Source organism: Pseudomonas karstica, assembly GCF_009707515.1.
GTDB classification, from domain to species: domain Bacteria; phylum Pseudomonadota; class Gammaproteobacteria; order Pseudomonadales; family Pseudomonadaceae; genus Aquipseudomonas; species Aquipseudomonas karstica.
Window position 1 is genome coordinate 148,095 of sequence record NZ_WLYI01000003.1, and the last position, 12,189, is coordinate 160,283.

Here is a 12,189-nt window from a genome sequence, read left to right on the forward strand (position 1 = left end):
CGCTGCCGAGGCACGAGGCTGCGACAAGGGCCGAAGGACCTTCAACGGTTTCAAGGTCCTTCAACCTTGTGGTCGCAGAATCAGCACCCCCAGCGGCGGCAGGTTCAGCGACAGTGACACCGGCTGCCCATGCCGTGGTTCATCCTCGGTAACCACCCCGCCACCATTGCCATAGTTGGAGCCGGCATAGGTATCGGCATCGCTGTTGATCAGCTCGGCCCAATGCCCGGCCAGCGGCACGCCGACCTTGTAGGCCTCGCGTGGAACTGGCGTGAAATTGGCCACTACCAGTACCGGCCTGCCCTCCTTGCTCCAGCGCAACCAGGCGTAGACGCTGTTGACTGCATCATCACCAATCAACCACTGAAAGCCCTGAGGGGCATCGTCCTGATCATGCAGCGCCGGCTCTTCGCGGTACAGGCGGTTGAGGTCGCCCACCAACTTTTGCACGCCACGGTGTTCCGGGTATTGCAGCAAGTACCAGTCCAATTGCTGATCGTGGTTCCACTCGCGCCACTGGCCAAATTCGCAGCCCATGAACAGTAGTTTCTTGCCAGGATGCATCCACATAAAGCTCAGGTAAGCCCGCAGGTTGGCAAACTTCTGCCAGCGGTCGCCGGGCATCTTGTCGATCAGCGAGTGCTTGCCGTGAACCACTTCATCGTGGGAAATCGGCAGGATAAAACGCTCTGACCACGCGTAGACCAGGCCAAAGCTCAGCTCGTTATGGTGGTGGGCGCGGTATACCGGGTCTTGCTGGATGTAGTGCAGCGAGTCGTGCATCCAGCCCATGTTCCACTTGTAGTTGAACCCCAGGCCGCCCTGTTGGGTACTTTGGCTGACCCCCGGCCACGCCGTGGACTCCTCGGCAATCACCAGCGCCCCGGGAGCCTCCAGGGCTACCACATCGTTGAGATGACGCAGGAAATCAATGGCCTCCAGATTCTCCCGGCCACCGTGACGGTTCGGCACCCATTCACCGGCCTGGCGTGAATAGTCGCGGTACAGCATCGATGCCACGGCATCCACCCGCAGGCCGTCGATGTGGAAATGCTTGAGCCAGTGCAGTGCTGAGGCCAGCATAAAGCCGTGGACTTCGGTACGTCCCAGGTTGTAGATCAGGGTGTCCCAGTCTTGGTGAAAGCCTTCAAGCGGGTTGGCGTATTCATACAGTGCCGTGCCGTCAAATTGCGCCAGCCCGTGGGTATCGGTTGGAAAGTGTGCGGGTACCCAGTCCAGGATCACACCGATATCGGCCTGGTGACAGGCGTTGACGAAGAAGGCGAAATCGTCCGGCGAACCGAAGCGCGCGCTTGGCGCAAATTGTGAAAGCGCCTGATACCCCCAGGAGCCGCCGAACGGGTGCTCCATGATCGGCATCAGTTCGATATGGGTAAATCCCAACTGTTGCACATAAGGAATCAGCCGCTGCGCCAGTTCACGCCAGCCGTATTGGCGGGCGACTTCGCCGACCTCATCCAGCTCGCATTGCCAGGAGCCGGTATGCAATTCGTAGATAGACAAAGGCGCACAGGCCTTTTGCCGGTCACCACGGGCTTGCATCCAGGCATGATCCTGCCAGTCGACGTGCAACGGTGAGGCGACCTTTGACGAAGTGCCTGGTGGCATTTGAGTGGCCAGGGCCATCGGGTCGGCCTTGAGGGGCAAGATGCCATCGGTGCCGAGAATTTCGTACTTGTAGGACGCGCCAGGCTGCAGGCGCGCAATGAAAATCTCCCAGACACCAGAGGGGTGGCGCAGGCGCATCGGGTGCCGGCGACCATCCCAGATATTGAAGTCCCCCACCACAGAGACCCGCTTGGCATTCGGTGCCCACACTGCGAATCGCACCCCCTGGACACCGTCTACGCTCATCACCTGGGCGCCGAAGCAAGTGCCCAGGTCACGGTGATTGCCTTCGGCAAACAGATACAAGTCCATCTCCCCGAGCAACTGGCCGAAGCTGTAGGGATCTTCGGTGACTTGCTCGCCTCCGCCCCACTGGATTTTCAGTAGGTAGTGCTGCCTAACAGCGAAATGACCGACAAACAGCCCAGGGACCGAGGTCGCATTCAGCTCGCCAATCTGCTCGCCGCTGTCGCGGGCCAGCACCTGAACACTCAAGGCCTCCGGTAGAAAGGCACGAATGAACTGACCGCCCTGCCCATCATCGTGGGGCCCAAGTATCGAGAACGGATCGGGATGCTCTGCTCGCACCAAAGCTTCGACATCCTGGACCCGCGGCATCCCATTTAACTTCGGCTGTCGCGGTTCTTTGCTTGTAAAACTCATGGCGTCTTCCCACCGCGTGCAGTTTTGGATATAGATTCAAGCCCGCTGAGCAACCCGTGCAAACCATGCAAGGGCACCGGCAGCCAGGTCGGACGATTTTCCGCTTCGTAGGCCACTTCGTACGCAGCTTTCTCCAGGCTGAACAAGGTCAGCGCTGCTGCGTGGCCTTTGCTATCCCGCCAATCATGGGCCAGTGTAGACGTGGCCTGGTGATAGCCATGGGTAAATGCCTGTCGTGCTTCTTTAAGGTAGCGTTCGGCGACCCTTTGCCGTGCTGCATTGGCCTCGGGCGAATGATCCACTCCTTGCACATTCAGGGCCATGGCAGCGGCATAATCGAACGAGCGCAACACGCCGCTGACATCCTTGTAAGGGCTGTGTTTACTGCGTCGTTCATGAAGTGGCCGTGCGGGTTCACCCTCAAAGTCGATCAGGTAGGCGTCGCCTTTGACTACCAGCACCTGGCCCAGGTGCAAATCACCATGAACACGAATCCGCAGGCCGCCCACCGTAGCCTTCGCCAGCGCCTGCACATGGCTGGCAATGGCTTTTTTCTGCTCCAGTAAAGCACTGACCAGCGTCTGATCGCCAGGGTTCAAGCGGGTTCGGTGTTGTTTGAGCAATTGCAGGGCCTGCTCGATTTGCGTGCCTACCTGCTTGGCCCAGCCTTGACTGTCCTTGAGGGATGTGACCTCGGGTTTGAAATCCTTATTATCGGTTGGCGCGGCCAGGACCTGGTGCATCTCACCCAGTCGCTGGCCGAGCAAACCAGCGAAATCCGCCAATTCGCCAAGGGCGTTATAGTGCTGTTCCTGCTCGGAAATCGCCTCGGCCAACTCATCGCGAATCGCCCGTTCCAGGTTGTTCTGGGTCCAGCCCCAGGCATCGCCCTGGTTGCTCAGGTAACCCTGGGCAATCATCAGCAAATTGTCCTGGCCTTTGGCATCGCGACGAATCACCGAGCCCAGCAGCGGCGAGATATGTTCGTAACCGGCGTCTGTCAGGTACGCGCCCATTTCCAGTTCGGGGTGTACCCCGGCGCTGATTTTGCGGATCAGCTTGAGTACCAGGCTGGCGCCCACTACCACCGAACTGTTTGATTGCTCGGCGGCCAGGTAGCGCACTTCCGATTCGTCAGTGAGCTCCAGCCCGGCCAGGCGTGGCGACGGTTCGAAGCGAATGTCGCCGTCGGTGGAATTAAGCACTGTATTGGCTTGCAGGGCCTGGATCACGGCACGGATGTAGGTGTCGAGGCTGAAGGCATCGGTCACCAGGCCAACCTGGCGTACGCGCCGGACACGGGCCAGGGCCAGTTGTTGCGGTAACGCACTGGCGAACTGGTCTTCGGCCAGAAAGCCGAACGGCAGTTGATAACGACTGACCTGCGTGCCAGTGGTGACTTCGATTTCGCTGAGCAGCACCGGATGTTCCGGATCGCCAAAGCGCACACCGTAGACAATGTGCACACCGTCGATGGCCGAGTCCTTGTTGGCAAACCAGCGCCGTTTGGGCAGCCAGGCAGGCAGCGATGTCTGCTCCAGCGTGGTGCGACACGGTGCTTCGAGCAATTCTTCGAGGCGTTTTTTCAATACCAGGGTGGTGAAGTCCGGGATGCTCTGTGCTGGCTCCACATGCCAGCTCGGCATCTGGTCTTGCGCCGCCATTACAAACCAGTAGAAACCGTAAGGCGCCAGGGTCAGTAGGAAATTCAACTGGCCAATGGGTGGGAACGCATTGCCGCCAAGCATTTCCACCGGAACCATGCCGGCGAACGCCGACAGGTCCAGCTCCGCCGCCTGTGCGCTGCGGGACACGTTGGCCACGCAGAGGATGATTTCCGGTTTGCCGTCTTCACCGGTGTATTCGCGGGTGTAGGCCAGTATCCGGCGGTTGGTCGGCGCGAGCATTTTCAGGCTGCCGCGCCCAAAAGCCTTGGACTGTTTACGGATCGCCAGCATGCGCCGGGTCCAGTTCAGCAACGAGTGTGGGTCTTGGGCCTGGGTTTCGACGTTGACCGACTGGTAGCCGTAGAGTGGGTCCATGATCGGCGGCAGCACCAGGCTGGCCGGGTCGGCGCGGGAGAAACCGCCGTTACGGTCGATGGACCACTGCATGGGCGTGCGCACGCCGTCGCGGTCGCCGAGGTAGATGTTGTCACCCATGCCGATCTCATCGCCGTAGTACAAGGTCGGTGTGCCGGGCATCGACAAGAGCAGGCTGTTGAGCAGCTCGACGCGACGACGATCGCGCTCCATCAATGGCGCCAGCCGACGCCGAATACCCAGGTTGATACGCGCACGACGGTCGGCAGCGTAGTAATTCCACAGGTAATCGCGCTCTTTGTCGGTGACCATCTCCAGGGTCAGCTCATCGTGGTTGCGCAGGAAGATCGCCCATTGGCAATTGGCTGGAATCTCGGGGGTCTGGCGCAGGATATCGGTGATCGGGAAGCGGTCTTCCTGGGCCAGGGCCATGTACATGCGCGGCATCAGCGGGAAGTGAAAGGCCATGTGGCATTCGTCGCCGTCGTCGCCCTTTTTGTCACCGAAATACAATTGCGTGTCCTCCGGCCATTGGTTGGCTTCGGCCAGCAGCATGCGGTCCGGGTAGTTGGCGTCGATCTCGGCGCGGATCTGTTTGAGGACGTCGTGGGTTTCCGGCAGGTTTTCGTTATTGGTACCGTCGCGCTCGATCAGGTAGGGAATGGCATCCAGCCGCAGGCCGTCGATGCCCATGTCCAGCCAGTAGCGCATCACCGACAGCACGGCTTTCATGACCTGCGGGTTGTCAAAGTTCAGGTCTGGCTGGTGAGAGTAAAAACGGTGCCAGAAGTACTGGCCGGCCACTGGGTCCCAGGTCCAGTTGGACTTCTCGGTGTCGAGAAAGATGATGCGGGTGCCGTCGTATTTTTGGTCGTCATCGGACCAGACGTAGAAGTCCCGGGCAGCGGAGCCTGGCTTGGCCTTGCGGGCGCGCTGGAACCAGGGGTGCTGGTCGGAGGTATGGTTGATCACCAGTTCGGTAATGACCCGTAGCCCGCGCTTATGGGCTTCGGCGATAAAGCGTTTGGCGTCGGCCATGGTCCCGTAGTCACTGTGCACGCCGCGGTATTCGGCGATGTCATAGCCATCATCGCGGCGTGGCGAAGGATAAAACGGTAACACCCAGATGGTGTTCACACCGAGGTCGGCGATGTAGTCGAGTTTGGCGATCAGCCCGGGAAAGTCGCCGATACCATCGTTATTGGAGTCGAAGTAGGATTTGACGTGAACCTGATAAATCACCGCGTCCTTGTACCAGAGCGGGTCTTTGATAAAAGTGGCAACCTTGGGTTTCTTCGCCATTGGGAACTCCTGAGAAATTCTAGTCACTGATCGTTGCCGCGCAGAGCGTGGGAACGATCGTCAGCTTGTGGTGATCCGCCAAATCCCGAACGGCTGGTGCCACGGCTCAATCCGCATCCACTGGGTCTTGCCGTACCAGGTCCAGCGGTGGCCGTTCATCAGGTCTTCACCTTGGGTCTGGGCGTCGTCGGGCAAGCCCATCTCCCACAGCGGCAATTCAAAGTGGGCTTCCTGGGCATTGGACGGGTCCAGGCTGACCGCAACCAGGATGAAGTTGCTGGCGTCTTCGCTGCGCTTGCCGAAGTACAGGATGTTGTCGTTCCAGGCGTTGTAGAGTTTCAAGCCCAAATGGCTGTGCAGCGCCGGGTTCTGTCGACGAATCCGGTTGAGTTGGGCGATCTCGGCGATGATGTTGCCGGGGGCGGTGAAGTCCCGCGGGCGGATTTCGTATTTCTCCGAGTCCAGGTATTCCTCCTTGCCCGGTATCGCGGCGGCCTCACACAGCTCGAAGCCCGAGTACATGCCCCACAAGCCCGAGCCCATGGTGGCCAGCGCGGCACGGATCAGAAAGCCCGGGCGGCCAGACTCATGGAGAAAACTGGGGTTGATGTCCGGCGTGTTGACAAAAAAATGGGGGCGAAAGCATTCACGCCACGGCGACTCGTTAAGTTGTGCCAGGTATTCGCTCAACTGCGCCTTGGTGTTGCGCCAAGTGAAGTAAGTGTAGCTCTGGGAGTAACCCACCTTGCCCAGGCGCGCCATCATGGCCGGGGTGGTAAAGGCCTCGGCGAGGAAGATCACCTCGGGATAGCTGGCCCGCACATCACTGATCAACCATTGCCAGAAGGGCAGCGGCTTGGTGTGGGGGTTGTCGACCCTGAAGGTCTTGACGCCCTCTTTCACCCAGCACACGACAATGTCCCGCAGCTCGATCCACAGGCTGGGGATGGCGTCGGCGGCGTAGAAATCGACGTTGACGATGTCCTGGTATTTCTTCGGCGGGTTCTCGGCGTATTTGATGGTGCCGTCAGGGCGCCAGTTGAACCACCCAGGATGCTGCTCAAGCCACGGATGATCCTGGGAACACTGAATGGCGAAGTCCAGGGCGATTTCCAGGCCGTGATCGGCGGCTGCCGCAACCAGGTGCCGAAAGTCTTCCCGGGTACCCAGTTGCGAGTGGATAGCGTCGTGGCCACCCTCCTCGCTGCCAATGGCATAAGGGCTTCCCGGATCCTCGGGGCCAGCAACCAGGGAATTGTTCTTGCCCTTGCGATGCTGGCGGCCGATGGGGTGGATTGGCGGAAAGTACAGCACGTCAAAGCCCATGTCGTGGATCATCGACAAGCGTGAATGCACGTCGTTGAAGGTGCCGTGGCGGGCTGGATCGTCGGTGATCGAGCGGGGAAACAGTTCGTACCAACTGGCGAATTGCGCACGCTCGCGCTCCACCTCGATGGGGTACGCCGGGCTGGCGCTCAAGTACGGACGATGATCGACCTGGGTCATCAGGTGTGCACTGTCTTCGTGCAGAAACAGCGCCACTTGTTCGGTTTCCAGCAAACCCGAGAGTTCTTGGTGCAACAGCATCAAACGGTCGCGTAATTCGTTGTCACTGCGCTCGGCCGCTTGCAGCACCTGGCTGCGACCTTCCTGCAACTCCAGGCTGACCGGGACGCCGGCTTCATGCTTTTTACCCAGTTCATGGCAAAAACTGGCGAAGTGATCGATCCAGGCCTCGATGCAGTACTCATGTGGGCCCTGTTCGCTGACGTTAAAGGCCCCTTCCCAGCCATTGTTGCCAACATCGGCCATGACTACGCTGTGCCAACTCTCTTCCCGCAGTGCATGCCAGCGCACCCGAACGGCCAGTTCATCGTGGCCGTCGGCAAACACCTTGCTGGTGACTTTAACGCGCTGACCCACCACGGCCTTGGCGGCAAACTCGCCGCCGTCGATGACCGGAGTGGTGCTTTCAATGGCAATCCTGGGCAGCAGCAGTGCCTGGGACAGCGGTAGTGTGGAAATTGAATCGTCATGCGTCCGTGCTGCCTGGTTCGGTAATTCAGCCGTCATCGAGCATCTCCCCCTACGCCCTTTGGACGCTCTAGTGCTTGATCCGTGAAGGCCCATCCTGAAGCGAGCCCTTTAGGTCCGAGCCCAATGCCGGATGAAAAGTTCAGGCGGATACTCAGCCGTCGGGCGGGGGAATCAAGTCCCGGCGACGGTTGTCCACCGATAGAGCAAAGCACAAAGGAGGCCATACTGATGAATATCCCGATTGCACCTGAAGCGCCTGATCCCAACATTGATAAGCCAACACTGCCACCGACCGGACCTGAACCCATTCCGGAGAAGGAGCCGCCCGAAAATGAGCCGCCAGCGGTTGAAGAACCTCCAACCACAATGCCGCCAGTGATTGCCCTGCCCGCGACATCTTCTGCATAGCCGGTGTCTAGCCCCAGAGAAGCTACGGCGGCCGCGCCTAGTCTTTCTCCAGCAAGCGCACAATTCTCGGCATCACACTGAACACCGCCAACGCTAGCAACATGCTCAAAACCGCCGTCGACTCCCGGCCCATCCCCGCCGCCACGCCAATGGCGGCGGTCATCCATAACCCGGCAGCAGTGGTCAGTCCCTTGACGTGCTGGCCTGCTTCGTCTTCCTTGCCTTTGAGGATGGTCCCGGCGCCGAGGAAGCCGATGCCGGCGATCACGCCTTGTACCACTCGGCTCATGGCATCTGCCTGGGAGCCGGACATCTGCGGCACCAGCACGAACAACGCCGCGCCCATGGCCACCAACATGTGGGTGCGCACCCCCGCTGCCTTGCCTTTCGCTTCGCGCTCAAAGCCGAGAATGCCACCAAGGACCGCAGCGATCAGTAAGCGCACGGTGATTTGCGTCAGTTGCCTGGCATCACCGATGTCGGCGAATTCCGCTTGCAGGGTTTGCCAGACTTCATGCCACCAAGCGTCCATGGATGTGTCCTTTTTTCTCGGTCGATAATCGATGGACAGCGGCGACCGCCAGTCAGTTGCCAAGAACCATTCACTCATCGCCAAACCCTAACGTTCAGCACTGATAGAAAAGGAGAGCACCATGCCCGTACGTATCGAAAACCAGACCTGTTACTTCAAGGTCGACGAGAACGGCGAAGAGCGAAGTCTCGCCGCCAGCGATGTCACGGTGATTACTGACAGCGAGAAATCCATGTCGGCCGTCGAACTGGACGGCCAACGCATTTACATCACCGAAGTAGAAGCGGACGCATTGACCGTCGCAGGCGCCAAGGACGGTCGCAAGCATTTGAAGGCGACGGACAGTGATTCGGTGATTTGATGGGTCTGTACTGGAGCGCCGTACAACGGCCCGATACTGCTATAAACGCCAAGGTCTGCGGGGGGTGGTGCAATCTCGCGCGGGCGGATCAGACTCGCTTCTGATCCGCTTTTTGTCGTATTACCTGAGCCTGTCATGCAAACAGATTGATGGTTATAGTTCATCCACCTGACGGAGGCCGATCAACCCCCAATATTTATCTGACGCATTAGGCCCTGATGAAACGCTACGAAAAATTCGCCGACGACATCGCAGAACTGATCCGCTCCGGTGTCTTGGGCCCTGGTCAGCGCGTGCCGTCGGTGCGCTATGCCAGCCAGACTTACGGCGTGAGTCCGTCGACGGTGTTCCAGGCGTACTACCTGCTGGAACGCCGTGGCCTGATCCGTGCGCGGCCACGCTCCGGCTATTTCGTCAACATTCATGCACCAAGTCCTTTTTCCGAACCGGCGGTGAGCGAGCAGGTACAGGAGTCTACCGAGGTGGATGTCAGCGAGCTGGTGTTCTCGGTACTGGACTCCATCAAGGACCCGCAAACCGTGGCGTTCGGCTCGGCCTTTCCCTGCCCGACATTGTTCCCCCTGCAGCGTCTGGCCCGCTCCCTGGCCAGTGCCAGTCGGGAAATGGACCCGCGCATGGTGGTCACCGACATGTCGCCGGGCAACCCGCAACTGCGCCGGCAAATCGCCCTGCGCTATATGGTGGGCGGCCTGATGCTGCCCATGGAGGAGCTGCTGATCACCAACGGCGCCCTGGAAGCACTGAACCTGTGTTTGCAAGCGGTAACCGAGCCTGGCGATTTGGTGGCCATCGAGGCCCCGGCGTTTTACGCCAGCCTCCAGGTGCTGGAGCGCCTGAAGCTTAAAGCTGTGGAAATCCCCGTGCATCCACGAGACGGCATCGATCTGAAGGTCCTGGCCCAAAGTCTTGAGCGTTACCCGATCAAGGCCTGTTGGTGCATGACCAGTTTCCAGAACCCCATGGGCGCCACTATGCCTGAGGCCAAGAAGCAGGAGCTGGTGCAATTGCTGCGCAGCCATCAAGTCCCGCTGATCGAAGACGACGTCTACGCCGAACTGTATTATGGCCAGCAAGCGCCCAAGCCGGCCAAGGCCTTCGACACCGAAGGCCTGGTGATGCACTGCGGCTCGTTCGCTAAAAGCCTGGCCCCTGGCTACCGTATTGGCTGGGTCGCCGCCGGGCGTTATGCGCAAAAAATCGAGCGCTTGAAGTTGATGACTTCTCTGTGTGCCTCAATGCCCGCCCAGGCGGCGATAGCCGACTATCTGCAACATGGCGGCTATGACCGTCACCTGCGCAAGTTGCGTTACGCCCTGGAAGAGCAGCAAAGCGCCATGCTCGCAGCTATTGGCCGCTACTTCCCGTCACAAACCCGGGTCAGCCAGCCGGCAGGTGGTTACTTTCTGTGGCTGGAGCTACCGGAGCAGTTGGACTCGTTGACGCTGTTCCAGATGGCATTAGCTCAAGGCATCAGCATTGCACCGGGGCCGATTTTTTCGCCAACCCAGCGATTCAGGAACTGTATCCGGCTCAATTACGGTAGCCCGTGGAATGAAACCGCCGAAAACGCCATGCAGACGCTGGGCACAATTATACGCTCGTTAAAGAGCCAGCCTTACCCGGGAACTGGAGTTACCTGAAGGACCACTCAGGGCGCACATGCAGTCTTTGAAACGACAGGCTCGCATGGGATGGATTAATTTTTTCTGAGCCAAGGCCCAATCGAGCATGCGAATAACCCCCTCTAGCGTTAACACGCCACATCAACCAGCCCGCGATGAGGGAGCACTGCGGCCATTGCCCAAACCTGCCGGTTATGTGCAAAACTTTCCGGGCCAGGAAGGCCGGTGGCGAGAGACGCCAGTCGGGCCAATGACAAGGCCTGTGGGAGATCATCGATCCGCTGAAGGAATCATCAGGGCCAATTCGACACTCAGCTCTTTCCTTAATGGGCCACCTTCCAGGGAAACCCTGGAACATCTGAAAAAGCAGGTGGGCGACTGGACCCCGGACAACCCCGACTTCGACAGCCGCGCAGACGCCGCCTTCAGCCTTGCAAAAGTGACCAACTATGTCGATCACTTGAATGACCGAAGAGTGGGCAACAGCGATCAGAATGGCGTGACTGACGGATTTACCTATGACGCAGAGTTGCGCCATGGAGTTGCCCAGTTCCGCTCCGAGGCAAGCCTTATCGAAGAGTTCGGTGAGAAAGGATATGCCGTGTTCGAGAACCTGGGTAACTAGAAGGTCTCCCGACGAAACAGGGTCGAGAGATAAGGCTCGATCCACTCAGACCGCCCTGATTGCACTCAACGTCCTCCGCCCAAATCGATAAATGTCCCGGTCGAGTAGGACGCCTTGTCTGACAACAACCAGACAATCGCCTCCGCCACTTCATCCGGGCGCCCACCACGGGCCATGGGAATGCCTGACTCCAGCTTGCTCACCCGGTCCGGGTCGCCACTCAAGGCATGGAAGTCGGTGAAGATATAGCCAGGGCGCACCGCGTTGACCCGAATGCCCTCGCCCGCCACTTCCTTCGACAAGCCGATAGTGAAGGTATCCAATGCGCCTTTGGACGCGGCGTAGTCGACGTATTCCCCCGGCGAGCCGAGACGAGCGGCCACCGATGAGACGTTGACGATGCTTCCGCCCTGCCCGCCATGCCTGGGCGACATACGCAGCACGGCCTGCTTGGCACAGAGAATCGGACCCAGGACGTTGGTCTTGATGATTTTCAAAATGCGCGCTTCGGACATTTCATCGACCCGCGATTTGTGTCCAACGGTGCCGGCATTGTTCACCAGCGCGGTGACCCGGCCCAACTCGGCATCGACGCGGCTGAACAGGCCGATCACTTCGTCTTCGATGCTGACATCGGCCCGTACCGCGATGGCCTGGGCACCGAGGGCACGTACTTGCGCCAGGACCTGGTGAGCGGCGTCTTCGTCAGATTGGAAGTTGATACAGATGCGGTAGCCCTCACGGGCAGCCAACAACGCGGTGGCGGCACCGATCCCACGACTGCCACCGGTAATGATGACAACTTTGTCCATGCGTGCAGTCTCCTGGTTCATCCTGAAAGCGGTTGGATCCAAGAATACCCGCGCCGGGCAATTTTTGCATGGTCTCAGGTCATTGGACGGCAATCATCCTCTGCTCCGCCCGCGAGGTATTTGTAGCTACTGTCG

Annotated in this window: 9 protein-coding genes; 4 read left to right on the forward strand and 5 right to left on the reverse strand. The window is 59.4% G+C overall.

Going from position 1 to position 12,189, the window contains the following annotated elements; translation table 11 throughout:
* Positions 1 to 60 precede the first annotated feature (60 nt).
* From glgB to GIR22_RS03325, 3 genes are read right to left on the reverse strand one after another with little or no spacing between them, the layout of a single operon-like run.
* Complete coding sequence (glgB, locus tag GIR22_RS03315; RefSeq protein WP_154741924.1) at positions 61 to 2,292, reverse strand: 1,4-alpha-glucan branching protein GlgB; 2,232 nt, start codon at positions 2,290 to 2,292, stop codon at positions 61 to 63.
* Positions 2,289 to 5,636: a maltose alpha-D-glucosyltransferase gene (treS, locus tag GIR22_RS03320; protein WP_154741925.1), complete on the reverse strand. Its 3,348-nt coding sequence runs from the start codon at positions 5,634 to 5,636 to the stop codon at positions 2,289 to 2,291. The genes glgB and treS overlap by 4 nt, the downstream gene beginning before the upstream one ends.
* Positions 5,637 to 5,696: 60 nt before the next feature.
* On the reverse strand, positions 5,697 to 7,709 hold the full coding sequence (locus GIR22_RS03325; RefSeq protein ID WP_154741926.1) for an alpha-1,4-glucan--maltose-1-phosphate maltosyltransferase: 2,013 nt from the start codon (positions 7,707 to 7,709) through the stop codon (positions 5,697 to 5,699).
* A 192-nt stretch (positions 7,710 to 7,901) separates the two neighbouring features.
* Here GIR22_RS03325 and GIR22_RS03330 point away from each other — a divergent pair, with 192 nt between their 5' ends.
* Positions 7,902 to 8,081, forward strand: a complete 180-nt coding sequence (locus GIR22_RS03330) for a hypothetical protein (RefSeq protein ID WP_154741927.1) — start codon at positions 7,902 to 7,904, stop codon at positions 8,079 to 8,081.
* 37 nt (positions 8,082 to 8,118) lie between these two features.
* Here GIR22_RS03330 and GIR22_RS03335 read toward each other — a convergent pair whose 3' ends face one another.
* On the reverse strand, positions 8,119 to 8,613 hold the full coding sequence (locus GIR22_RS03335; RefSeq protein WP_154741928.1) for an MgtC/SapB family protein: 495 nt from the start codon (positions 8,611 to 8,613) through the stop codon (positions 8,119 to 8,121).
* Positions 8,614 to 8,734: 121 nt separating this feature from the next.
* Between GIR22_RS03335 and GIR22_RS03340 the strand changes: the two genes are divergently transcribed.
* From GIR22_RS03340 to GIR22_RS03350, 3 genes are all read left to right on the forward strand, one after another.
* On the forward strand, positions 8,735 to 8,974 hold the full coding sequence (locus GIR22_RS03340) for a DUF3203 family protein (protein WP_154741929.1): 240 nt from the start codon (positions 8,735 to 8,737) through the stop codon (positions 8,972 to 8,974).
* Positions 8,975 to 9,192: 218 nt separating this feature from the next.
* A complete protein-coding gene (gene mapR / locus GIR22_RS03345) occupies positions 9,193 to 10,635 on the forward strand; it encodes a GntR family transcriptional regulator MpaR (RefSeq protein ID WP_154741930.1) in 1,443 nt (480 codons plus the stop codon).
* A gap of 352 nt (positions 10,636 to 10,987) precedes the next feature.
* Positions 10,988 to 11,242 carry a hypothetical protein gene (locus GIR22_RS03350; protein WP_246207785.1) on the forward strand — a complete coding sequence of 85 codons (255 nt, stop codon included), beginning with the start codon at positions 10,988 to 10,990 and terminating at the stop codon, positions 11,240 to 11,242.
* Positions 11,243 to 11,307: 65 nt separating this feature from the next.
* Here the strand turns inward: GIR22_RS03350 and GIR22_RS03355 are convergent, their stop codons facing one another.
* Complete coding sequence (locus tag GIR22_RS03355; RefSeq protein WP_154741931.1) at positions 11,308 to 12,054, reverse strand: SDR family oxidoreductase; 747 nt, start codon at positions 12,052 to 12,054, stop codon at positions 11,308 to 11,310.
* Positions 12,055 to 12,189 lie beyond the last annotated feature (135 nt).